Below are 24,218 nucleotides of genomic sequence, written 5' to 3'. Positions count from 1 at the left end.
GAATGTTCAAAGGTGGAGCGTGACGCGCGGAAAATCAAGCATTCGTGCTGATCAAATCGAGCGCGGCAATGGCGCCAGTGTCGACGCGAAAATGTGCAAACGCATTTGAGTCGGCCAAGCGCCACGCACTACACTGCGAAATCCTGAAAGCCCGCGTCGGATATTGCGCTGGCGAGCAACTATCGAGCAGCAATGGTGAGCGAAATACAAGATCAGATCGATTCGTTTTCTGTGCGCGACCTGTTGCGCAGCCTGCCGATTTTCAGTGGTCTCGACGAACCCGCGCTGGCCGCGCTGGAGCAGAAACTCGAATGGTTCAGCCTGCCTGGCGGCGCGCCGTTGTTCGACATCGGCGACCGTTCGGACGCGATGTACGTATTGAAAAACGGCAGCCTCGGCGTGTTCGGTCACGATGCCAAGGATCTGTTGCAACGGATCGCCGTGATCGCCGCCGGCGAAACCGTCGGTGAGGTCGGGCTGATTGCGGATCAGCCGCGCCATGTTTCGGTGCGGGCATTGCGCGACTCGGAATTGCTACGCCTCGCGCGGGTCGATGTCGAGGATTTGTTGGCGCGTTATCCGCAGGCGATGTGGTCGTCGGTGCGCGTGGCGATGCAGCGTGTGCTGGCGCATCGCACGCACACGCCATCCGCGCCACGCACGTTTGCGTTGTTGCCGCACGATGCGGGTGTCGATGCACGCGCATTTGCCGAGGAATTACGGATCGCGTTGTGCAGTTTCGGTACGTGCGCGGTGGTCGATGCAGCGCAGGCGCGGCATCAGCTCAGCGAGTGGTTCGGCGCGCTCGAATCGCGCGTGCAGTATGTGATTTATCTCGCCGACGCGAGCTCCGATGAATGGCGCGCGTTGTGCGTGCGCCAAGCCGATTGCCTGTTGCTGCTGGCGAACGCGGCGAGCGCCGCCAGCGCGTGGCCGGAAGGCGCGTGTGAGGATGCCGAGCAGGCGTTGCATCGGCCCCGCCATCTGATTTTGCTGCATCTCGAAAGTCTGCTGTTCGGCGCGGCGCAGCGCTGGCTGGATGTGGCACCGAACGCGCAACATCATCATGTGCGACATCGCGCCGACACCGCGCGCGTGGCGCGCCTGCTGGCCGGGCGTGGCATCGGCCTCGTGCTGTCGGGCGGCGGCGCACGCGGTTTTGCACACATCGGTGTGATCAAGGCGCTGCGCGAAGCCGGCATCACCATCGATCGTGTCGGCGGCACCAGCATCGGCGCGATCATCGGCGCGGGTATCGCCGCGGATTGGAGTACCGACGAAATGATCGCGGTGTACAAACGCGCATTCGTCGATGGCAAACCGCTGCGCGATTACACGTTTCCGTGGATCGCGATGGTCACTGGTCGGCGTTCGGCGCACTTGTTGCGCGAGGCGTTCGGGCGGCGCGATATCGCCGATCTGGTGCTGCCGTATTTCTGCGTTTCGGCCAATCTCACAAGCGGCAAGATCGATGTGCGACGGCACGGTCCGCTGTGGTTGTGGTTGCGCGCGTCGAGTGCGATTCCGGGCATTCTGCCGCCGGTGCTGCATCATGGCGAAGTGTTCGTCGATGGCGCGGTAATCAACAATCTGCCGGTTGACGTGATGCGGGCGCAGGGTGTTGGCGAAGTGATCGCGGTGGATATCGGCGCCGACGATATCCTGCATGCGAAGGTCGAGGAATACGCATCACCGTCGTGGTGGCGATTGTTCATCGAGCGCAAATTGCACCAGCGGCCGCATATTTTCAGCATCCTGCTGCGCTCGGGCATGGTCAATGCCGAGGTCGCGAGCATCGAGCGTCGCGCGCTGACCAGCCTGCTGCTGACGCCACCACTGCATAATATCGAGCTGCTGAACTGGCGTGCGTACAAGCAGGCGATCCAGGCCGGTTACGACTACACCGTGCGTGTGCTCGAAGACCAGAATCGCGAACACGGCGCCGAAGCGCCGCTGTTCGATGGCACGGCAAAAGATGACAAACGCGACATCCTGCCCATGGCGATGGCGTCAAGATTGAAAAAACTTTGAGCGCATCGGAGTGAACATGCACAAGAGCAAGCTGGCGGGTTTCATCATCGATTGCCAGACCACGGATCTCGAATCCGCCGCGACATTCTGGGGCGGCGCGCTCGGCATGCCGGTGCGCAAGTTACCCGAGGAAGAAGGCGAAAAATATTCGCAGTTGATCGATCCGCAACAGCGGCTGCATATCGAAGTACAGGCGGTGACGCATGCGAGCCGCGTGCATCTGGATATCGAGAGCGACGATGTCGAAGCCGAAGTGCTGCGTCTCGAAGCGCTGGGCGCGATCCGTATCAGCCAGATCAATACCTGGTGGGTAATGCAGGCGCCGACCGGCCAGCGATTCTGTGTCGTGCGCAGCAAAGGCTCGGCTGATTTTCACCAGCACGCCACAAGCTGGCCATAGACGGCCAAACAGTTTCCGATCAAGGTATATTCGTCATCGGCTACCACATCTCAATCTTGATCCATTCGGGAAATCATCATGCGTTTTGAAGGCACACCTGCTTATGTCGCCACTGACGAACTCAAGCTCGCGGTGAATGCGGCGATCACCTTGCAACGGCCGCTGCTGATCAAGGGCGAACCCGGCACAGGCAAGACGTTATTGGCCGAACAGGTGGCTTTGTCACTCGGCGCGCCACTGATCGAATGGCATATCAAATCGACCACCAAGGCGCAGCACGGTTTATACGAATACGATGCGGTATCGCGCCTGCGCGACTCGCAACTCGGCGACGCCAAGGTGCAGGATATCGGCAACTACATCGTGCCCGGAAAACTCTGGGAAGCATTCACCAGCGATACGCGCGCGGTGCTGCTGATCGACGAGATCGACAAGGCTGATATCGAGTTTCCGAACGATCTGCTGCGCGAACTCGATCGCATGGATTTCTACGTTTACGAAACACGACAGACCATTCGCGCCGTGCATCGTCCGGTGGTGATCATCACCAGCAATAACGAGAAAGAATTACCGGATGCATTCCTGCGCCGATGTTTTTTCCACTACATCCGTTTCCCGGATGTGGAAACGCTCACGCGCATCGTCGAAGTGCATTTTCCAGGTTTGAAACGCGAATTGCTGCACGAGGCGCTGACCTCGTTTCTCGCCTTGCGCGAGCAGTCGGGGCTCAAGAAAAAACCCTCCACATCGGAGTTGCTCGACTGGCTCAAGCTGCTGCTGGCCGAAGATATTTCGATCGAGGTCTTGCGCGAGAAAAACAGCAAGAAGAGTATTCCGCCGCTGTACGGCGCGTTGCTGAAAAACGAAGCGGACGTGCAACTGTTCGAGAAGATCGCATTCATGTCGCGTCGCGGCAGCTGAGATTTTCTTGCGCTGTCAGGAATAGATCGGCGACACACTTTCGAAGAAAAACGACGGTGCCGATGCGACAGAATTCCATCGGACTCCGGCACCTCATGCTGAAGTGCCGGAGTTGCCAAAGCGGCTTATCGGATCAAGCCGCAGTCAGCCTTACAGGCAGCACGGCAAACCGATGCAGCAGCCAAGCCCGGAGCAGCAGACACCCGCTGCCATCACGCTGGCGGAAGCAAGCAACAACGCGGCCGCGGAAACAATCTTGATGAACTTCGTTTTCATGGGATTTCCTTGAAGGATGGATACGAAAAATCAGGCTCGTTCCATGTCTTGTTTGGGCGGTCGCCAGATCTGCACAATCGTTCTTGATCGACATGAATAGCTGCGCGCAGGCAGTTTGATCGCGAGCATAGGCGACGATGTTGGCGTGACCGCCGCAAGCAACGCTGGCGTCTGGCAACTTGCGCAGCTGTCTGTCGCACAATGGCTGTAGTTCACACACTCACCGATGTCGCTACAGCACATACCCAAAGGTGCTGCGGACACAATCAGTGTCCGCAGCATCAGTGCAAGTATGAAAGCGATGGAGCAGAAAGTTCGCATTGCGCGTTTGAGCTATGTGCTCGACAACAAGTTCCGTAACTCCAGCCGCCTGGTTTAGTGTTTACTCGATGCGGCCTTGCGCGCATTCGCCGTCGTTGCAGCGGCATTGGCGGCAGCGGTCAATGCCTTAACATCATCCGGGGTGGCTTCGTCGTTGCCTTTTTCCTTGAGGATGAGCTCGCCGGCGTCGTTCCAGCCGAGGCGCGTGGTCAAGGTCGGGCTCTTGCCGTTTTCGGCAAAATCCTGCTTGACCAACATCCATACCTTGCCGTTGTTGAAGGCGTATTTCGAACTGGTGCGGCCCTTCTCGCCGATGTCCACGGTTTCGCGCAGAAAGCGCAGATCGTTGTTCGAGTAGAACGCATCCCAGCCGAGGTTGTAATCGGCGGTCTCGCGAGAGCCGGTGATGCGGATCATCGCGCCGATATTGTTTTCGAGCTTGCGGAAATCGTCATTGAGTTTTTCGCTGGCGGTGCTTTCCGGATTGAGCAGAATATCGACCTTGACCGGCCCGCCCTTGGTCAACACCGGATATTCGAGTGCCGGCACAAAACGGCGCTCGCCATCCAGCAGCACGGCTTTGATTACGTAGATATCCTTGGGCACGATTTTCGATACATCGATCGGCAGCTCGAAACTGGCAGGCACGGCACTGATCGGGGCGAAGGTTTTTTGCGCAATCACCACCGACTGTTGATTGACATCCACCAGCGACACGTCGAGTCGTGCATCCGCGGAAAGCGGAATCTTCTGCCGGTAGTTCACCGTGCCGGTAATGCTGGTGACGGCAGGAACAGCGGCAGCCGCATTTTTCGCCGGTGTTTCCGACTGTGGCGACGAATTGCATCCGGCCAGCGCAATGCCGGCGATCAGTAATGGAACAAGTTGCTTGCGCATGATGATGTCCTTGGGAAAGCCGGGCCGCTGGCGCAAGACTCGCCAGTATCCGGTGCTGCCGTTATGCTGTGAAGTGAGTGTGCTGCGTAGTAGTTTAGCAAGACGTGAAGGCCTGAAGCACAATTAAGCTACTGTGCATTGTACGATACCTTACGTAGATAACCAGCCATCGAACTAGGTCAGGACGGCGATTCACGACCGAGCGTCGCGGTGGCTGGGTTAAACCAGCAGGCAGGATAGAGCATTCATGTTGACGCGTTTTTTCTACACCTTGCGTGCGGCGGGTTTGCAACCGAGCGTGACCGAATTCCTGGCCTTGCTCGAAGCCCTGCAGGCGGGTCTCGCCGCGTTGTCGCTCGACGAGTTTTACCTGCTTGCGCGCACCTGCCTGATCAAGGACGAAACGCGCTACGACCGCTACGATCGCGCCTTCAGCACATTTTTCCAGGGCATCGGCGAAATCTCGCTGGAGCAATTCGGCGATGTGCCCGACGAGTGGTTGCGTCGTCACGCCGATCTGCTGTTATCCGACGAAGAAAAAGCGCGCATCGAAGCGCTCGGCGGCTGGGACAAACTCATGGAAACCCTGCGCCAGCGCATCGAGGAACAGAAGGAACAACATCACGGCGGCAATCGCTGGATCGGCACCGGCGGCACGTCGCCGTTCGGCCATTCCGGTTATCACCCGGAAGGCGTGCGCATCGGCGGCGCATCCAAAAACCGCCGTGCGGTGAAAGTGTGGGAGCAGCGCGATTATCGCAATCTCGACGATACCCGTGAGCTTGGCACACGCGATATCAAGCTGGCCTTGCGCCAGTTGCGTCGGCTGGCGCGCACCGGCGTGGAAGATGAACTTGATCTCGACGGCACGATCCGCGCGACCGCGCGCAATGCCGGTTTGCTCGATCTGAAAATGACGCCGCAACGGCATAACGCGGTGAAGATTTTGCTGCTATTGGATGTGGGCGGTTCGATGGATGATCACATCAAGTTGTGCGAGGAAGTATTCTCCGCCGCGCGCAGCGAATTCAAGCATCTCGAACATTTTTATTTCCACAATTTCGTCTACGAAAAACTCTGGCGCGACAATACGCGCCGCCACCAGCTACCGATGCCGACGCTGGAGTTGCTGCATAAATATCCGGCCGACTACAAACTGATTTTCGTCGGCGACGCGAGTATGAGCCCGTACGAAATCCTGCAGCCCGGCGGCAGCATCGAAGGTTGGAACGAGGAAGCCGGACAAGTCTGGATCAAGAGAATGCTCGACGTGTATTCGCGCGCGGTGTGGCTCAACCCGATCGAGCAATCACATTGGAACTACACGCCGTCGATCACGCTCACGCAAGAGCTGATGCAGGGGCGCATGTTCCCGCTCACGTTGCAGGGCCTAGCGCGCGCGATCGATAGTTTGAAAGGGCGCAAGGCGAGCTGAGCCGAAACCGCAATATTTCAAACCGGAGAAATCAGATGCAGGCAATCTGGAATAACACCGTGATCGCCGAGAGTGATGAAACAATCGTGGTCGAAGGCAATCATTATTTCCCGCCGGGTTCGATCAAGCGCGAGAACTTCGCCGACAGTGAAACGCATACCACCTGTGGCTGGAAAGGCGTGGCGAGTTATTACGATGTCGTGGTCGACGGCGAACGCAACAAGGATGCCGCGTGGTTTTATCCCGAGCCAAAGGAGCAGGCGAAGCAGATCAAGGGTTATGTGGCTTTCTGGAAAGGCGTGACGGTGAAATAGTCAGCGCACAAACGCGCTCCCGATGACGCGCAACATGACCTTTGGCGCAATCCGCCGTGATCCATCGCGCGGTATGATCGACTTCCGTCTTCCGGCTGAGTGGTTGTCATGAGTCCTTTGAGTTGCTTGCGTTGTATTGCCTCGATCGCCACATTTTCGCTGGCAGCTCCGGCGCTGGCGGCGGACAAGCCCGATGCACACTGGTCGGCCTGGCAGCAGCATGAAACGCTCGCCAAAGAATCGCCGTACAACGGTTTGCAGTGGCGCAGTATCGGCCCGACCGTGCAAGGCGGGCGTGTGGTCGAAGTGGCGTCGGTGCCGGGTGAGCCGTATACGTTTTACGTGGCCTACGCGACGGGTGGCATCTGGAAAACCACGAACAATGGCACGACGTTCGAGCCGCTGTCGGATCACATGCCGACGATGGTAACCGGTGCGTTGGCGATTGCGCCGAGTCAGCCGCAGACGTTGTGGGTGGGCAGCGGCGAAGCGAATTCGTCGCGTTCGTCGTATGGCGGTCTTGGCATGTTTCGTTCCGATGATGGTGGCAAGAGTTTCCAGCCGGCCGGGCTCGATCAAACCGATCGCATTGCACGCATCGTGGTCGATCCGAAAGATCCCAACACGGTGTACGTCGCGGCAATCGGCAAGCTTTACAGCGAAGGCGGCCAGCGTGGCGTGATGCGCACACGCGATGGCGGCAAGACGTGGCAACAAGTGTTGAAAGGTGATTCAGCGTGGACCGGTGCGATCGACTTGCGCATGGACCCGCGTGATCCGAACGTGTTGTATGCGGCGCTGTGGGAGCGCTCGCGACACGCGTGGAATTTTGTCGAAAGTGGCAAGGGCAGCGGTATCTACAAATCCACCGATGGCGGCGATCACTGGGCGCGATTCGGCAACGGTTTGCCGCAGCATGCGAAGGTTGGCCGGATCGGACTGGCGATCGCGGCGAGTCATCCCGATACGCTTTACGCCAGCGTCGACAATTGGGCCAAGCTCGACGACAGCGAACTCGAAACCGACGAAGAACCGCTCAACGCCAAACGCCTGCGCACGATGAGCAAGGAAGAGTTTCTGCAACAGGATCCGCAAGCGATCGAGGATTTCATTCGCGGCAGTGATCTCGATACCGCGCTCGATGCGAAAAAACTGATCGCGATGGTCAAGAGCGACGAGATCACGATCAAGCAATTGCTGACCAAACTCACCGACGCCAACGCCGATCTGTTCAACACCGACATCAAGGGCCTGGAAATTTATCGCAGCGACGATGCCGGCAAAACCTGGCAGCGCACGCACGCCAAACCGCTGCGCGAAGTCACCTACACCTACGGCTATTATTTCGGCCAGATTCGTATCGCGCCGGACAACGCCGAGCATATTTACGCCGAAGGTTTGCCGGTGATCGAATCCGAAGACGGAGGCAAACACTGGCACGGCATGAACGGGCCGAAGGTGCATGTCGACTATCACGAACTGCTGATTGATCCGAATTTTCCGAAGCGCATTCTGGTCGGCAACGACGGTGGCATCGACATGACTTACGACGGCGGCAAAAGCTGGAACAAGCTCGATGCGCAGCCGGTCGGGCAGTTTTACGCCATCACATACGACATGGCCGATCCATACAATGTCTGCGGTGGTTTGCAGGATAACGGCAGCTACAAGGGTTCGAGCAAAACGCGCTGGGAACTCGGCGAAGACTGGACGGCGGTCGGTGGCGGCGACGGCATGTATTGCGCGATCGATACGCGCGACAACAAGACCATTTATACCGGATCGCAATTCGGATTTTATGGCCGCAGCGGTGCGGCCGGTGAACACGAAGTACGGCCGCGCTCGGCACTCAAGGCGATACCGCTGCGCTACAACTGGACCACGCCGGTGGTGCTGTCGCAGCACAATCAGGACATTGTGTATTTCGCTACAAATATACTTTTTCGCTCGATGGACAAGGGCGAAACCTGGGCCGCGATCAGTCCCGATCTTACCGGCAGCAAACCGCGCGGCAATGTTCCGTATGGCAGCTTAACGACGATCAGCGAATCACCGAAGCAGTTCGGATTGATCTGGACCGGCAGCGATGATGGCCATGTTTCGCTGACCGAAGATGGCGGCGCGAAGTGGATCAACTTCGACAAGACCCTGCCCGCGCATTGGGTCAGCCGTGTTGAAGCATCGCACTTCGATCTTGGCCGCGCTTATGTCGCGTTGAATGGTTATCGCGACGACGACAGCACTCCGTATGTTTATCGCACCGACGATGCGGGCAAACACTGGACCGATATCGGCAAAGGCTTGCCCGCCGAAGCGATCAACGTGGTGCGCGAAGATCCGGTCAATCAGGATCTGATTTATGTTGGCACCGATCGTGGCGTTTATGTTTCGATCGACCGCGGCGCGCATTGGCAATCGCTGCAATCGAATTTGCCGAACGTGCCGGTGCACGATCTGGCGATCCACCCGCGCGAGCGCGAATTGATCGCGGCCACGCACGGTCGCAGCGCGTGGATTCTCGATGTGCTGCCGTTGCAGGAATTGAATGCAGGCACGCGTAATTCAGCGCTGAAATTATTTCCGGTCGAGGACGTGCAAGCCAGTCGCGAATGGAATCGGCGACCTTCGGAATGGTTCGATGAATCTGCGTATCTGCCAAAAATCGATGGCACGTTCTGGGCGGCCGCCGCTGGTGCCGCGACACTAACCGTGCTCGACGACAACAAGAATGCCGTGCGCGAGATCACGCTCGATGCCAAGCACGGTGTGAACTCGTATCGCTGGGATTTGTTGATGGATACGAAGTTGGCGCAGACGGCGGAAACGGCGCGCCTAGCCAAGGAGAAGGATAAAAAGAAAGACAAGGATGACGACAAGGACAAAAAAGACAAGGACACTTCGGACTCTTCATCGCACGCACAAACGCCGGTCGCAGAAGCGTTGCGCATGCGCCATCGACTGTACGCGCTACCGGGCAAATACACCCTTAAGCTGAGTCAGGGAACGGTCGAGTCGACCACCGAGCTTGAGATCAAGCCAGCGGAAGCGCGCAAACCACGCGCCAAGGCCGAGCCGAAATTACGCGGCGAGCACAAGTGGCCGCGCCCGCACGCCGAGCCGCAACCGAATCCGTTTGCTGAAGAATTGGAAGAGGAAGCGGCAGGAAAATAAACGCTAACGGTTGGCGCACGCCCGATAGTTGGGCGTCAGCGTCTGCCGAATCGTTATTCCGATCTGAGTTGAGCGGTCTCGATACGCTTGAGGAACACGCGCATTTCTTTTTCCGCCTGCTTGTCGCCGCGCGCTGCGGCGACGGTTATGCCTTGGCGGTAGGCGTCACTCGCGCTGACTGGATCGCCAAAACTCAGGCACGCCTGACCCAGCAGTTTCCACGCGGCAGAATAATTTGGATCGAACTTCAGCGCCGCGCCTAATTCGTCGATCGCTGCAGCCGTTTCGCTTTGCGCCAGCAATAGTTGACCGAGGCTGAAACGCAGCAAGGCGCCGTCGCGCGCGCCGCCAATTTGCTTGCGCAGTTGCGCGATTTTATCGGGGCTCATCGCCGCGAATTATTTGCGCAAAACACGCACATGCGGGTGTCGATCGGGTGAGAAGAGCGAGGCGGAAAATCACCTCGCGCCGCAAATTCTCAGCGATGCACATCGTGCGTTACCACGCCGACATCACGTCCCGGCAAATCGAAATAATGTTTGCGCTGCAAGGTCTTTTGCATATCGTCGAGGCCCGCCTGCCAATGCTCGCGCATGGTGTCGGCGCCGAACGAATAATCCTTGTATTGCTCTTCGTAATTCTTTGCCTTGTAGATCAGGTGCACGACGTTCAGCACCTTGTCGCAGGTCCAGGATTCAAGGCCCGATTTGAGTTCGTCGGAAAGTTTGTTGGCCGGGATCAGCTCGATCAACTGGCTGATCGCGAGACGCAAACGCTGGCGCTCGGTGGCGACATCGGTGCCACGCCGCGTGCGGCTGGAGTACTGGATATCCTTCTGTCGCTCCAGCACTTCCATGATCGTGCTCGGCACCATGCCGCGCGCATTCCACAGATCGACTTGCAGCGCCAATGTGTCGCGACGCGGAGCCGCTTCGACGATATATTCGAGCGGCGTATTCGAGACAACGCCGCCATCCCAATAAAACTCGCCGTCGATTTCGACCGCGGCAAAGGCAGGTGGTAACGCGCCCGATGCCATCACGTGTTCGGGCCGGATCTTGGTTTTACGATTGTCGAAATAGACAAAATTGCCGGTGCGCACATTCACCGCGCCAACCGTGAAACGCTGCGAGGTATGATTGAGCCGATCGAAATCGACCAGCGCTTCGAGCGTCTGCTTGAGCGGCGCGGTATCGTAAAAACTGGTCGCACCGATCGAGCCGGTCGCAGCGAAAATCGGCGGCGGCGTACGCGGTACAAAAAACCCGCGCTGGCCGTGCGCCAGCGAGGCGAATGCGGTGAGGCCGTTGATCATCGGGCGCAGATGATCGCTGCGCGACAACCACGATGTCGCCTGTTGCTGGATATCAAAAACCGATTGCGGCAACGGCAACGCCGGCGCGCAAATCAGGTTCCAGAATTCGTGCATCTTGGCGATGCGATCTTGCGGCGCATTGCCGGCCAGCAGCGCGGCGTTGAATGCGCCGATCGAAATGCCGGCGAACCAATCCGGGCGGATTCCGGCCTCGTGCAAGCCTTCGTAAACGCCGCACTGATACGAACCGAGCGCGCCGCCGCCTTGCAGCACCAGCACAACGGTTTCGTAGTTGCGCGCAGCCTCCGCTGGCGTGAGTGTCGGCTTGGCCTTTGCGGCCGATGCCGGTTTTGCATCGATCGGCTGGCGAGATTTCGCCGCCGTACTCACACCTGCCGAGGCTGCGCGTTTTTTCATTGCATGAACCAGCCGTGGCTGACCACGAGCGATTGTCCGGTCAGCGCATTCGTCTCGAATGCGGCGAGGAACAGCGCGCACTGCGCGACGTCATCGACCGTGGTGAATTCGCCATCGACGGTTTCCTTGAGCATGACGTTCTTGATCACGTCGGCCTCGGAAATGCCGAGCTCTTTCGCTTGCTCGGGAATCTGTTTTTCGACCAGCGGTGTGCGCACGAAACCCGGGCAGATCACGTTGGCGCGAACGCCGTGTGCGGCGCCTTCTTTCGCCACGACTTTCGCCAGCCCGACCAACGCATGTTTGGCCGCAACGTAGGCCGACTTGAGTTTGGAGGCTTCCTTCGAATGCACCGAACCCATATAGATGATCGAACCGCCCTTGCCCGCCGCGTACATCTGCTTGATGCATTCGCGCGTGGTCAAAAACGCGCCGTCGACGTGGATCGCCTGCATTTTTTTCCAGTCGGCGAACGAATAATTTTCGATCGGATTGACGATCTGGATACCGGCATTCGAGATCAGAATATCGACGCCGCCGAGATCCTTCACCACCTGTGCAACACCGGCAATCACGGCTGCCTCATCGGTCACATCCATCGCCACCGCGGTGGCGCGTGCGCCCTTGGCCTTTAGTTCGTCGGCGACTGCCTGCGCACCCGCCAGATTCAGGTCGGCGATCGCCACCGCTGCGCCGTTTTCGGCATACACCTCGGCAATACGTTTGCCGATACCGCTGGCTGCGCCAGTCACGATTGCTACTTTACCGTCGAGTCTCATGGGATTTTCCTTGTAGTGAGTGGCGCAGGGAATACAGAATGGCGAATTGAGAGAGTGCGCCTAGTCTAATTGCGGCAGCGCACAATAGTCTAAATTCGAGCGTGTAAATTTTCGTAGCGGAAAATCTATCCGCTATCGAAATCACTCTTCCTTGCCGCTGGTGCGCACATCGACGCCGAGATCGCGCAGTTTGCGATACAGATGCGTGCGCTCCATGCCGACCACCTTGGCGAGCTTGCCGACGCTGCCGCCGGCTTCCTGAAGCTGGCGTAATAAATATGCGCGCTCGAATTGTTCGCGGGCTTCGCGCAGTGGCAGGTTCATGTCGATGCCGCTGTCGATTTCGCGCGGAGTTTTTGGCGCGACCGCATTGCCTAGCGCCTGTTCGACTTCGATCAATTCGACGTCCCCGGCCTGGCCGAGGATCAGCAAACGCTGCACCAGATTGCGCAGTTCGCGGATGTTGCCGGGCCACGGATAATTGCGCAGCCGATTCTGCACGCCGACCGGAAAATGCCGATACGGCAGCTTGTCGCGGTTCGGGAAAAAGTCGGCGAAAAAACGCAGCAGCTCGGGAATATCCTCGGGCCGTTCGCGCAACGGCGGCACGCTGATCGGCACCACCTTGAGCTGGTAATAAAGTTCTTCGCGGAACTTGCCGGCCTTCGCCAGCGCTTCGAGATCCTGCGCACTCGCGGCAATCACGCGCAGGTTCAGCGGCACCGCTTCGCGACCGCCGGTGCGCAGCAAGCTGCGCCGCTCCAGCACGCTCGACAGGCGCAATTGCAACTCGGGATCAAGGTCGGCAACTTCTTCCAGAAACAACACACCACCGTTGGCCTGTTCGATCAAACCGTACTGCACGCCATTGGTATCTTCCGCGCCGAATAGGGCCTGCGCCGCGTGCTCGCGAGAAATTGCGCCGGGCGCGACGGTGACAAACGGGCCATCGTGACGCGCGCTTTTTTCGTGCAGATAACGCGCCAGCGCTTCTTTGCCGGTGCCGGGCTCGCCCTGGATCAGCACCCAGGTATCGTGTTGCGCGAGGCGATCGAGTTGCGCGCGCAAGGCCTGCATCGCCTTGCTCGAACCGACCGGCTCCAGCGGCACCGAAACCTGCTGGCGCAAATCCTCGTTCTCGCGTTTCAGCCGTTGCGCTTCGAGCGCACGCTCGATCGTCAGCAGCAATTTCGCCAGCGAAATCGGTTTCTCGATGAAATCGTAAGCGCCCAGACGCGTGGCCTCGATCGCGGTTTCGATCGTGCCGTGGCCCGACATCATGATCACCGGGCACGGCAAACCGCCGCGCTCGGACCACTCGCGCAGCAGGCTGATGCCGTCCAGATCCGGCATCCAGATATCCAACAGAATCACGTCCGGGCGCTGCTGCCGTCGCGCCTCGCGCGCGGCAGCGGCGTTCTCGGCGACGATCACGCTGTAGCCTTCGTCTTCGAGAATTTCCTTGACCGTGCCGCGGATATCCGGCTCATCGTCCACGACTAGAACTTGTGCGGAAGCCATGCCATCCCCGGTTGTAAAAATGCGACAGCAAGCATAACGCAAACTGTCGTGGGCGCGGGTTGCGTTTATGCACGTGGCAGCAGTTATGCTTTGCCTTTTGGCGCGGACTTTTTGAAGCTAATGAGTACCGGTCTCAACCGCAGCGGTTTGTCCGCGTGCGTGATCACCTACAACGAAGCCGATCGGATCGAGGCATGTATTGCGTCGCTGGCATTCTGCGACGAGATCATCGTGGTCGACTCGCACTCGACCGATGCGACGCGCGCGCTTGCCGCGGCGGCGGCCGCGCGTGTGATCGAGCGCGACTGGCCGGGCTATCGTTCGCAAAAACAATTTGCGGTAGAGACTGCGACCCACGACTGGGTGTTATGCCTCGATGCCGACGAGCGCATCAGCGATGATTTGCGCGACGAGATCATCGCATTGCGCGAGTCCGGGTTCCTTGGCGCGAGTGGCTGGAAATTTCCGCGCTGCACCGAATACTTCGGTCGCTACTTGCGTCACGGCAATGGTTATCCAGATCGTGTGCTGCGCCTGTTTGATCGTAGAACTGGCGCGTGGGCCGGGCGCGAGATCCACGAGCATGTCGAAGTGCAAGGTGCGGTGGCCAGACTGCGCGGCGAGCTGCTGCACAACGCCTATCGCAATCTCGCCGATCAATTGCGCCGCCTCGAAAATTACGCGTGCCTGATGGCGCAACACATGCACGCAAAAGGTCGGCGCGCACACTGGTGGAACTTGCTATTAAACCCAGGCTGGCGTTTTTTCCGCGGTTATATTTTCCGCGGCGGATTTCTGGACGGCTGGCGAGGATTGATTCTGGCGTACATCGAAGCGAACTACGTGCGTCAGAAATTCATCAAGCTGTGGCTGCTGAACCACGACGAAAAAATTTGATTTCGGTGCGAGTTGCAGAGTCAGTCGGATAAGTTCGCGATCACTGCCGCAATGCGCTGGCGAAAGGCGGCATCGTTTTCCGCATACCAGGCGCGCGCGTTGGCACCCAAGGTTGCGCAATCGGTGGCAGTAAGCAGAATGGCTTTTTCGACGGCCGCTGTCATCCCGGCCTCGTCGAAATAATACGTCGTCGCCAGATGTTGCGTGGCAGTGCGCGCATACGGTAACAACAGGCCACGCTGTGAATTCACTAGCTCGTTCATTGGCGGCGCGTCGAGCGTAATTGTCACCGCACCCACACTCATCGCCTCGACCAGATAATGACCGAAACCCTCGGTTTCCGATGGGCATAGATGGAATACATAGCTATTTTGCAATTCGCGCACGATGGCGTCATCGACGTAATTAATGCGGTGTTCGATATTCGCGGCTGGCGCACCAGGCACAGCGCTGCGCGGATTCTGCAGCACACATAATTTCGGCCACTCCGGATGTTTGCGCCACAGTGCCAGCAATGCTTCCGTACCCTTGTTGCTGCTGCGCCCGGCCAGATGAAAAAATCCGGCGCGACGCGGGACACTGTCATCGAGACAGCCGGGGCTGGTGAATCCCATGTACCGGGTTTTTTTCCCCAACCCGATGAAGATTGCTTCGGAGTGTCGCGTTTTGGCGAGCACGAGATCGATCTTCTCCAGCAAGGCGAGATCGGCGGGCAGGAACCATTCCGGATTCGGCACCAGCACTTGATACCGTGCGAACGCCAAATACTCCGGTCGGATGTGTTCGAGCATCAGATTGATGTCGTAGTGCGGCCCCGCGCCATATCTCACGTACTGCCAAAGTAACTGCGTGAGACGTTTGAGCGGGCGCAGCAGCTTGCGCAGCCCGCCACGGCCCAAAGCGCTCAGGGTGACCTTGTGCCCGGCCTGCGTGAGTGCATCGGCGAGCAGGCGCATGTCGCGCGACAGGCCGACACCGTTGTCCCACGCAACAATGTTGATACGACTCATAGGCAGTAAACTGAAGCGATCGTTACGATAGATACACGCGACGAAATGCGCGGATTTTCAGCCGCGCAAGATCGCCTGTTCATTCGGCCGGTGAACGCTCGGCGGCGATCATTATCTCGATACGCTCGTGCAGATCGAGCGCATACGTTTCGCCTTTTGCGGTGGTCAGCAGGCGCGTGAAATCCGGCAACAATGCCAGCAATTCCTCCCCGGTGTAGCAGTGTTCAAGCTTGAGCGTGAACATGTAGGCGCGCAGGCCAAGGTTGGCGAACGCGGTTTCGTTCATGAGCTGCTTGGCCGCGGCGACGCCGGTTGGCGGCGCCGCGTGTACGACCGGCTCGGCGACAGGCTCGGGCGCAGGAGTTGTGGCCGGTACTGGTTTCGCGCGTGTTGCCGCTGGCGCAGGACTCGGAATTTCCACGACCGCTACAGCAGCCGGCAGATTGATCAATTCCAGCTCGGCCAGGTTGCGCATCAATTCATCGAAATCACCGATGCTGCCGAACTGCTTGCGCAACTCGGCGACGCTTGAATTGCCGTTGATCGAGATCAGCAGCATGCGCTGGCGTGCCGACAGTTTTCGACTGCGCTGCGCGATTTCCTGCTGCCCTTCGGCGGTCTTGGTAGGGATGTAGTCGTCTTGCATGCTCGTGTTTCGACCGTGCGTGAATAGAGTTACATCGTAACGTGTCGGTGCCGTCAGCTCCAACATTAGCGGCGGATTCCCGGCTTATGGGCCGCTGTCGTCCTCATGTTGCAGCACCGCTTGTGGCACACAATCCGGCAGCACGGCATCGGCGCGCAGCAGCCACCAGCCTCGTCGATTGGCATGGCCGACCAGCATCGCGCGCGACTTGTCGACGCAGTTGCCCAACGCATCATCGAGAATGAAAATGACGCGATGTTGCGGTTGCTCACGCTGCCACGATATTGCCTGCGCAAGCTGCTCGTGCCACGGTTTGACGAAGCCGAAATTCTGCGTGCCGGGCGGCGATTGCAACAGATTCTGCTCTTTCCACGCGACCAGCCCGAGCGTGGTTTCCGGACCGGCGAGTTCCGCCGCGTGCGCCATGATCGCGCTGGCCGAGCTAGTCGGATTGAGCAGTGGGTAACCGCATAGACCAAACAGCAGCCACACGCCGCTGAGCATCAGCAGCAGTCCGATCGGCGCGCGCTGCCGGCGAAACCATACGAGGCTGAGCAGTCCGATCAGACCGATGCCGAGCAACAACAACCATTGGCCGTTGCTATCGGGATCAAAACCGCGATCCTGCGCGAGGCGCACGCTAAAACCGGAATGTGCGAAAAGTGCGGACAGGCCGATCGTCAGCAACCCGAACGTCAACACCGCGAGCAAGCCCAGACACAGATATTGCAGCCAGCGTTTCTGCAGTAGGGTTTCGAGAAACGGTGCGGTCGTCAGCGCGAGCATCGGCAACGCGGGCAGGATATACACGTCGCGTTTGCCGCGACTCAGCGAGAAAAAAATCACGACCAAAACCAGCCAGGCCAGCGGCAGCAGAAAACGTGCATCGCGTGCGGCAAACCGTTCGCGCCACGCCGGCAGCGTGCCGGGCAAGGCCAGCACGAGCGGCATCCAGCTGCCCGCGATCACGCCGAGAAAATACCACCACGGTTGCTGATGTTGCCACGCATCGGCAAAACGCTCGGCAGTCTGGTGAAGCAGGATGTCGTGCAGATACGCGCTGCTTTCGGCGCTCGGATACCAGTGCACATGCAACAGCAGCGGCGCCAGCCACAACGCGATCGCGAACAGAAAAAACAGCGGTCCCAGCCACCAGCGCCAGTCGCCGCGATCAATGCGCGCCAGCTGATCCCAGCCACGCCATCGCGCGAACAAATACGGCAGCAACATCAGCAGCGCAATGAAACCGACACCCTTGGTGATCACGCCGAGGCCGGCGGCAAAAAATGCCAGCCAGTACAGACGCCAGTCCGGCCCGAGCAGCATATGTCGCAGCAGGCCGTAACACGACAGCATGATGAAAAAGCTCACGGTCGGATCGATCTGCGCTTTCTTGGCCTGGAACGTGAACTGCACCGTAAACAGCAGCAGGATCGCGGCGTACAAACCGGTGCGGTGATTCCACAAGCGCCGCGCGAGATCGTAGGTCAGCGCCAGCGTGCCAAGCGCGGCCAGCAGCGACGGCAACAGAAACGCGATGCGCCAACTGCGCACGAGGCTGTAGGCGGCGGCCTGCAGGGCCATGAACAGCGGCGGCTTGTCCGCATACAACTCGATGCCACGATGCGGGAACAACCAGTCGCCGCTCTCGAACATCTGCTTCGCGGCAAGCGCAAAACGCGGCTCGTCGGCGGGCCACGGATCGCGCAGGCCGATGCCGACGGCTAGCAGGATCAGTGCAAACGCAAAAAACCACAACAGATCGGCGCGGACACTGGCGCTGAACAGTGGACGATTATCGGACGCAGCGAGCTGAGGCAGAGTCATGCAGATTCACGATGGGAAGCAGTGCGGTGCGGTAGCGAAATAGTTCGTTCAAATCATCGCTGGCGAATTATAAAGCGCACGATGCGATGCGTGTCTTCGCGACGCCTTATCCAAGCGGCAAGCGCAAGATGAAAATCGCGCCGCCCTCGGTACGGTTTTCCGCGTGCACGCTGCCGCCGTGTTCTTCGGCGATTTTCTTGACCACCGCGAGGCCGAGACCGGTGCCCTTGACCTTGCTCGTGGTGTACGGCTCGAACCAACGCTCGCCGAAATCTGTCGGCAGGCCGGGGCCGTTGTCGGCGATCGTCAGCTCGACCCAGTTCTGGCCATTCGCCTGCACGCGCTGCGTGCCGACATCGATCTGCGGTTGTTTGCTGTCGCCGATCGCTTCGAGCGCGTTCTTCAGCAGGTTGTGCAATAGCTGGCGCAGGCGGCCCGCATCGGCGCGCAACAGCGGATCGTCCGGGCTGAGATTGCGCGTGAGCTTGATGCGCTGATCGTTCTCATACAGATCCAGCACCTCGGCGATCAGCGTATGCAACGACAACACACGCGCATCGATCTGCGGTGGCCGCGCGTAATCCCCAAACGCATTCACCATCGCCTTGAGCGCCTCGACCTGGCTGACGATGGTGTGCGTGGCGCGATCGAGAATCTCGGTTTCTTCGGGCGGCAGACGGCCGATAAAACGCCGGCGCAGACGTTCGGCAGCGAGCTGGATCGGCGTCAGCGGATTTTTCACCTCGTGCGCCAGACGTCGTGCGACCTCGGCCCACGCCGCGTCGCGCTGCGCACGATTGAGCACGGTCAGATCGTCGAACAGCACGACGAATCCGGCATTGGCCGCATCGTCCGCAGCGAGCTCGGCGCCGCGCAACATCAGCACGCGGCGTTCGCCATCCGATTCGATCAACACTTCTTCGCGCCACTCGCGCACACCGTCGCGGATGTGCTTGAGGATCGGTTCGATCAGCGCATGCAGCGGTGCAAAATCGTGGCGCAGATCGGCGAGTTGACGATTCAGATAGCGCGCCAGCGGCATGCCGAGAATGGTTTCGGCAGCGCGATTGGCGGTGCGCAATACGCCGTCGCGATCGACGCCGAGCACGCCCGAGGACAAGCGCTCGAGCACGGCCTTGAGATAGGCGCGCTGACTTTCGGTTTCCTGCGCGCTGCGATTCAGCCGCGCGCTGGCGTGCTCAAGTTCGCGCGTCATCTGGTTGAACGAGCTCAACAGAAATCCGAGCTCGTCATCGCTGGCGATCGGCAGCGGCGTGTCGTAGCGACCGGCACCGACCGCGCGCGTGGCGATCGCAAGACGGCCGATCGGTGCGACCAGCCGTCGCGCCACGGTAAATGCCGCGAGCAGCGCGAACAATACCGACAGCAGCAGGACGAACGTCAGCACCACGGTGAAGGTGAGCTTGAGCGAGCTGCGCAGAAATTTCAGGCGCTGAAAATCGAAACTCGCGTTCTCGATGCGCGTGGTCAGCAGGCGAAGTTTTTCCGGCAGCGGAAACAACGCCTGCAACATTCGCGAACTGCCCGGCGCATCACCGCCGACCGGTTGCACCACGCGCAACATCAGCGTGCCGTTGATCGGTTCCGCGCCGGCATAACGGCCGTTGCTGAGCACGCGCATCAAGGTATCTGCATCGGGATATGCCGGATTCAGCAAACGCGGATCGGAACTCGCGCTGGCGAGCACCGCCCGATCCGCGCCGAACAGACTCAGCTCGCTGGCGCCGATGCGATCCACCGCGTTATCGAGCTGAGCTTGCCACTCGTTCTGCGCTGCACCGGACAAAACTTTTGCCAGCGCGGTGCTGGATTGTTCCGCCGTTTGCAGATGCTCGTCGAGATACGCACGACCCAGATCGAGCGCATCGTCGAGACCTTGTTCGAGCCGCACGTTGAACCACGTATCGATCGTGGCATTCAGAAAATTCAGCGCAAATCCGTACACCACCACCACCGGCGGCAACGCCAGCACGATCAGCATGATCAGCAGGCGCCGCGTGAGTCGCGCGCCGGGCGCATCGCGGCGCAGCTCGCGCAACAGCCGCAGCAAACGCTGGCCGATAATCAGCGTCAGCACCAGCAGGGCGAAGATCGACGCACCCAGCATCCACGCATAAATGCCGCTGAGACGATTGCCGCCGCTGGCCGCGTCATTGGCCAGGAACAACGCGGCTGCGAGCAGCACCAGCACCGCCAGCGGCGGCAGGATGCGGCGCACCAGACGCGTCAGCGACCCGCTCGGTTCACTCATGCGCAGTCACCGGCCAGGTGAACTCCGTCGCCGGCATGCGCCAGGCGGGATCGAACCATACCGAAACACGCATCGCACCCGGCAGGACTGCGCTGTCCAGATCGGCTAGCACGCGATAACGTTCGGCGCGCGTATCGTTCCAGTCAATCAGTGGCAGATGCAGATCTTCGAGCGCGGCGAACAACGAGGCACGCGCGATGAAATGACGTTCGTCCTGATGTTCGAGATCACGTAAAACATATTGCCGGCTCAGCGGGAAATAGCGCAACTGCACATGCCGTTCGTTACTCGCCACGTTGTTGCGCCAGCCGAAGGTGGTGGCGGATTGCGCATCGATGCGCAGGCGCAAATCGAGCGGAATGCCGTGATCGAGCGCATCAAGCATCAGCGAGCTCGCGTGCCAGTCGAGTGCGACATCCAGGGTCGCGCCATCGGCACGCTGATGCAAACTCGCGCTGCCGATCTGCAGGCGTGGCAGATCCTCGGGCGCGGTAGAACCTGCGCACGCGGTCACGCCTGCGCTGAGCAAAATCAGCAATGCAAATTTGCAAAATTCCAACGATCCACCCCCTGCGATTGGCGACATATTCCCATATTCGCTGGCAATGCCGGGTGGCAAGCCTTTTGCCTCGATGGAATCAATACGCATTCACGCCGGCTCGACAACGTCAGGCGACTTTTTCCAGAATCGCGTAAAAGAATCCGTCCATGCCGTTCTGTCCCGGAAAATTCTGTCGCCCGGATGGCGTTGCCATGCCCCAGTTTTCGAGGGCGCTGTTATCGGCGGCGAACGCGATGTTGCGTGCATTTGGCGTGCGTGCGAGAAAGCCCGCGATCTGCTGTTCGTTCTCGGCCTGCAAGATCGAACACGTCGCGTACAAAAATCGGCCGCCGCTCGCGAGCAACGGCCAGAGTGCATCGAGCAGACGTTTTTGCTCAGACACCAACGTGGCGATATCGGTGGCGCGACGGTGCAGCTTGATATCCGGTTGGCGACGAATGATGCCGCTAGCCGAACATGGCGCATCGAGCAGAATGCGCTGGAATGGCACACCATCCCACCAATCCGCGGTGGCTGCGGCATCGGCCGCGCGCAGTTCGGCAGTCAGGCCGAGGCGGCGCAGATTCTCGTGCATGCGCGGCAAGCGTGCGGCTTCCTTGTCGAGCGCGAGCACGCTCACATCGGCACGTTCGCAGATATGCGCGGTCTTGCCGCCGGGCGCAGCGCACGCATCCAGCACGCGTTGGCCGGGTTGCAGCGCGAGCAGATCGGCGGCGAGTTGCGCGGCGCCGTCCTGCACCGAAAATTCGCCCTCAACAAAACCCGGCAGGCGCGTGACATCGGTGCTTTGCGCGAGCAACAGCGCGTCGATGCACAGTGGATGCGGCGTGGCCTCGATACCTTGCGCGCGCAAACGTTCGCCCAGATCGGTAACAGTCGTGCGGCGCCGATTCACGCGCAACCACAACGGCGCCGGCGTATTGTTGCCATCGAGAATTTCCGGCAGCTGTTGCGGCCAATCGTGCTGCAAACGCTCGACCAACCAGCGCGGGTGACTGCTACGTGTCAGCGGATCAGCATCAAGCGCGATCTCGAGCGCTTCGCGTTCGCGCAGATAACGACGCAGGATCGCGTTCACCAATCCGGCGAATTGGGTGCGGCGCAACTCGCGCGCGGCGTTGACGGTTTCAGCGACGGCGGCGTGGCTCGGCAGATTCAGATAACGGATCTGGGTGAGGCCGGCGATCAGCAGGCAATGCAATTCGGGATCGCGTTTGCGCAGCGGTTTGGCGAGCAGGCGATCGAGCAAAACATCGAGCCGCAGATACCAGCGCGAGGCGTCGAACAGAATCGCCGCGAGCAAGGCGCGATCACGCGGATCGGCCAAACCTGCGCTGGCTTTTGGCAATACCAGCCGCAGCGATTCGCCACCGAGCGCGACTTGCGCCAAGGCTTGCGCTGCGATGGCGCGCACGCCGAGGGTGGTCATGATCGAATATTTTCCGCGGCGGAAATTTTCAGCTCGGGCCGCGCATTCAGATAGTCGGCGACTGCCATGCGCCGACCACCGGCGCGTTGCAGTTCGGTGATGTGTAGCGTGCCGTCGGCCGTGGCGATATCGAGTCCGAATTTATTCGCCGCCAGCAAGGTTCCGGGGGGTGCATGACTCTGCATCGGCTGCGCTGTTGCGGCCCAGATGCGCAGACGCTCGCCAACGATATCGGCTTCGGCCACCGGCCATGGATCGAACGCGCGCACCTGATGTTCGAGCGCGATCGCGGTGGCATTCCAGTCGAGCAGCGCCTCGCGTTTCTCCAGCTTGTGCGCGTAAGTCACGCCTTCTTCGGGTTGCGTTTCGGCAGGCGGCATATCGTCATTTTTGAGGCGCGGCAGAAAGGTACGCAGCAATTCTGCACCGAGTTCACTGAGGCGATCGTGCAGCGAACCGCCGCTGTCCTGCGCTGTAATTGCAGTGCTCAAACGCGCGAACACCGGGCCGGTATCGAGCCCCGCCTGCATCTGCATCAGGCACACGCCGGTTTCGCTATCGCCAGCCAGAATCGCGCGTTGAATCGGCGCCGCCCCGCGCCAGCGCGGCAACAACGACGCATGCACGTTCCAGCCGCCGTGACGCGGAATCGTCAGCACCTTGCGCGGCAAAATCAAGCCATACGCGACGACCACAAGCAGATCGGGCGCGAGTTCGGCGAGGCGCGCTTGCGCGGCTGCATCCTTGAGTGTTTCGGGTTGTTCGACGACCAGACCGGCGGCCATTGCTGCTTGTTTGACCGGGCTCGGCGTGAGCTGTCGGCCACGGCCTGCAGGGCGATCCGGCTGGGTATAAACCGCGGCCACTTCGGCACCCGAGGCAATGCATGCATGCAGGCACGGCATGGCGAATTCCGGTGTGCCGGCGAACACGACACGCAGAGGTTTGTGATCGGAAAGCATAGTCACGACTATTCGGCGTCCGCCGTCAGGGTTTGATAACAACGGCGCGAGCATTTGCCTGCTGGGCAAATCGCTGACCAGCCGGGCAAGACCATTTGCTCCCGATCAAGGTCTGATCGATGCGCCGATTCTGCATTCGCACTCAGGCTGCAGGTGCGGCGGCGCGGCGCGCTTTTTCAAGCTTCTTGCGTACCATTTCGCGTTTCAGCGGCGACAGATAATCGACGAACAGTTTGCCGATGAGATGATCCATTTCGTGCTGGATGCAAACCGCCAGCAGGCCATCGGCCTCGATATGCTGCGGCTGGCCGTGGCGATCCAGCGACTCGACCACGATCGAATCCGCGCGATCGACGTCCGCATAAATGCCCGGCACTGACAGGCAGCCTTCCTGATACGTCTGACTGCCGTCGCGGCTGATGATTTTTGGATTGATCAGCACCAGCTGGTGATTTTTTTCTTCCGAAACATCCAGCACCAGCAGTTGCTTGTGCACATTCACCTGGCTCGCGGCCAGGCCAATGCCCGGAGCGGCGTACATGGTTTCGAACATGTCGTCGATCAGACGCAGCAGCGCATCGTCGAAATGGCTGATCGGCTGCGCTTGGGTGCGCAAGCGCGGATCGGGAAACTCGAGAATCGGCAAAAAAGCCATGGGCATTACCTCTGTTTGCTAGATGCGGCCCGCTGCCGCACGACGCAAGCCCAGCACCAAATCTTACCCGTTTTGCGCCGATACGGCGATGTTTGTTGTCGAATTGCGGGGCAGTAGACAGGAATAATTGCTGATTTATCGGCAAGATGCCTTGCTCTCT

The 24,218-nt window shown here is 59.7% G+C and carries 21 protein-coding genes; 7 read left to right on the top strand and 14 right to left on the bottom strand.

The window, feature by feature from the left end; translation table 11 throughout:
* Nucleotides 1-195: 195 nt before the first annotated feature.
* The 3 genes from ELE36_RS20125 (at nt 196) to ELE36_RS20115 (ending at nt 3,352) form a co-directional block, all read left to right on the top strand.
* Nucleotides 196-2,031, top strand: coding sequence for a patatin-like phospholipase family protein (locus tag ELE36_RS20125; protein ID WP_242512319.1), 1,836 nt, complete (start codon nt 196-198; stop codon nt 2,029-2,031).
* Nucleotides 2,032-2,047: 16 nt separating this feature from the next.
* Nucleotides 2,048-2,431 carry a VOC family protein gene (locus ELE36_RS20120; protein ID WP_129837066.1) on the top strand — a complete coding sequence of 128 codons (384 nt, stop codon included), beginning with the start codon at nt 2,048-2,050 and terminating at the stop codon, nt 2,429-2,431.
* Between the two features lie 78 nt (nt 2,432-2,509).
* Nucleotides 2,510-3,352: an AAA family ATPase gene (locus ELE36_RS20115; RefSeq protein WP_129836483.1), complete on the top strand. Its 843-nt coding sequence runs from the start codon at nt 2,510-2,512 to the stop codon at nt 3,350-3,352.
* A 150-nt stretch (nt 3,353-3,502) separates the two neighbouring features.
* Here ELE36_RS20115 and ELE36_RS21060 read toward each other — a convergent pair whose 3' ends face one another.
* Together ELE36_RS21060 and ELE36_RS20110 are read right to left on the bottom strand one after the other, a co-directional pair.
* Nucleotides 3,503-3,628, bottom strand: a complete 126-nt coding sequence (locus ELE36_RS21060) for a hypothetical protein (protein ID WP_277987060.1) — start codon at nt 3,626-3,628, stop codon at nt 3,503-3,505.
* A 375-nt stretch (nt 3,629-4,003) separates the two neighbouring features.
* Nucleotides 4,004-4,846, bottom strand: a complete 843-nt coding sequence (locus tag ELE36_RS20110; protein ID WP_129836481.1) for a YbaY family lipoprotein — start codon at nt 4,844-4,846, stop codon at nt 4,004-4,006.
* A 247-nt stretch (nt 4,847-5,093) separates the two neighbouring features.
* On the opposite strand from ELE36_RS20110, the gene ELE36_RS20105 reads away from it, so the two are divergent.
* From ELE36_RS20105 to ELE36_RS20095, 3 genes are all read left to right on the top strand, one after another.
* Nucleotides 5,094-6,281, top strand: coding sequence for a vWA domain-containing protein (locus ELE36_RS20105; RefSeq protein WP_129836479.1), 1,188 nt, complete (start codon nt 5,094-5,096; stop codon nt 6,279-6,281).
* Nucleotides 6,282-6,316: 35 nt separating this feature from the next.
* The gene (locus ELE36_RS20100) at nt 6,317-6,595 is read left to right on the top strand and encodes a DUF427 domain-containing protein (protein WP_129836477.1); all 279 of its coding nucleotides are present in this window, start codon (nt 6,317-6,319) and stop codon (nt 6,593-6,595) included.
* A gap of 108 nt (nt 6,596-6,703) precedes the next feature.
* The gene (locus ELE36_RS20095; RefSeq protein ID WP_129836475.1) at nt 6,704-9,766 is read left to right on the top strand and encodes a WD40/YVTN/BNR-like repeat-containing protein; all 3,063 of its coding nucleotides are present in this window, start codon (nt 6,704-6,706) and stop codon (nt 9,764-9,766) included.
* Nucleotides 9,767-9,819: 53 nt separating this feature from the next.
* Here the strand turns inward: ELE36_RS20095 and ELE36_RS20090 are convergent, their stop codons facing one another.
* The 4 genes from ELE36_RS20090 to ELE36_RS20075 all read right to left on the bottom strand — a co-directional run bounded on the left by ELE36_RS20090 (nt 9,820) and on the right by ELE36_RS20075 (nt 13,798).
* The gene (locus ELE36_RS20090; protein ID WP_129836473.1) at nt 9,820-10,155 is read right to left on the bottom strand and encodes a tetratricopeptide repeat protein; all 336 of its coding nucleotides are present in this window, start codon (nt 10,153-10,155) and stop codon (nt 9,820-9,822) included.
* Between the two features lie 89 nt (nt 10,156-10,244).
* Complete coding sequence (locus ELE36_RS20085; protein ID WP_129836471.1) at nt 10,245-11,498, bottom strand: patatin-like phospholipase family protein; 1,254 nt, start codon at nt 11,496-11,498, stop codon at nt 10,245-10,247.
* Nucleotides 11,495-12,277 (bottom strand): 3-hydroxybutyrate dehydrogenase, encoded by a 783-nt coding sequence (locus ELE36_RS20080; RefSeq protein WP_129836469.1) that lies wholly within the window; start codon nt 12,275-12,277, stop codon nt 11,495-11,497. The genes ELE36_RS20085 and ELE36_RS20080 overlap by 4 nt, the downstream gene beginning before the upstream one ends.
* Before the next feature lie 141 nt (nt 12,278-12,418).
* Nucleotides 12,419-13,798, bottom strand: a complete 1,380-nt coding sequence (locus ELE36_RS20075; RefSeq protein ID WP_129836467.1) for a sigma-54-dependent transcriptional regulator — start codon at nt 13,796-13,798, stop codon at nt 12,419-12,421.
* 120 nt (nt 13,799-13,918) lie between these two features.
* Between ELE36_RS20075 and ELE36_RS20070 the strand changes: the two genes are divergently transcribed.
* Nucleotides 13,919-14,695 (top strand): glycosyltransferase family 2 protein, encoded by a 777-nt coding sequence (locus ELE36_RS20070; RefSeq protein ID WP_129836465.1) that lies wholly within the window; start codon nt 13,919-13,921, stop codon nt 14,693-14,695.
* 20 nt (nt 14,696-14,715) lie between these two features.
* On the opposite strand, the gene ELE36_RS20065 is transcribed toward ELE36_RS20070, so the two are convergent.
* The 8 genes from ELE36_RS20065 to def all read right to left on the bottom strand — a co-directional run bounded on the left by ELE36_RS20065 (nt 14,716) and on the right by def (nt 24,058).
* Nucleotides 14,716-15,705 (bottom strand): glycosyltransferase, encoded by a 990-nt coding sequence (locus ELE36_RS20065; protein ID WP_129836463.1) that lies wholly within the window; start codon nt 15,703-15,705, stop codon nt 14,716-14,718.
* 79 nt (nt 15,706-15,784) lie between these two features.
* Nucleotides 15,785-16,417 carry a hypothetical protein gene (locus ELE36_RS20060; RefSeq protein WP_129836461.1) on the bottom strand — a complete coding sequence of 211 codons (633 nt, stop codon included), beginning with the start codon at nt 16,415-16,417 and terminating at the stop codon, nt 15,785-15,787.
* An 18-nt stretch (nt 16,418-16,435) separates the two neighbouring features.
* On the bottom strand, nt 16,436-18,178 hold the full coding sequence (locus ELE36_RS20055) for an ArnT family glycosyltransferase (RefSeq protein WP_129836459.1): 1,743 nt from the start codon (nt 18,176-18,178) through the stop codon (nt 16,436-16,438).
* Between the two features lie 106 nt (nt 18,179-18,284).
* Nucleotides 18,285-20,450, bottom strand: a complete 2,166-nt coding sequence (locus ELE36_RS20050; RefSeq protein ID WP_129836457.1) for a sensor histidine kinase — start codon at nt 20,448-20,450, stop codon at nt 18,285-18,287.
* Nucleotides 20,443-21,099: a DUF4390 domain-containing protein gene (locus ELE36_RS20045; protein WP_129836455.1), complete on the bottom strand. Its 657-nt coding sequence runs from the start codon at nt 21,097-21,099 to the stop codon at nt 20,443-20,445. The genes ELE36_RS20050 and ELE36_RS20045 overlap by 8 nt, the downstream gene beginning before the upstream one ends.
* A gap of 19 nt (nt 21,100-21,118) precedes the next feature.
* The gene (gene rsmB, locus ELE36_RS20040; RefSeq protein WP_129836453.1) at nt 21,119-22,441 is read right to left on the bottom strand and encodes a 16S rRNA (cytosine(967)-C(5))-methyltransferase RsmB; all 1,323 of its coding nucleotides are present in this window, start codon (nt 22,439-22,441) and stop codon (nt 21,119-21,121) included.
* Nucleotides 22,438-23,382, bottom strand: a complete 945-nt coding sequence (fmt, locus tag ELE36_RS20035) for a methionyl-tRNA formyltransferase (protein WP_207215963.1) — start codon at nt 23,380-23,382, stop codon at nt 22,438-22,440. The genes rsmB and fmt overlap by 4 nt, the downstream gene beginning before the upstream one ends.
* 163 nt (nt 23,383-23,545) lie before the next feature.
* Nucleotides 23,546-24,058: a peptide deformylase gene (gene def / locus ELE36_RS20030; RefSeq protein ID WP_129836451.1), complete on the bottom strand. Its 513-nt coding sequence runs from the start codon at nt 24,056-24,058 to the stop codon at nt 23,546-23,548.
* Nucleotides 24,059-24,218 lie beyond the last annotated feature (160 nt).

Source organism: Pseudolysobacter antarcticus (assembly GCF_004168365.1).
Taxonomy (GTDB): domain Bacteria; phylum Pseudomonadota; class Gammaproteobacteria; order Xanthomonadales; family Rhodanobacteraceae; genus Pseudolysobacter; species Pseudolysobacter antarcticus.
Note: the sequence above shows the minus strand (reverse complement) of the source record. Positions and strands in the feature narration are given on the sequence as shown.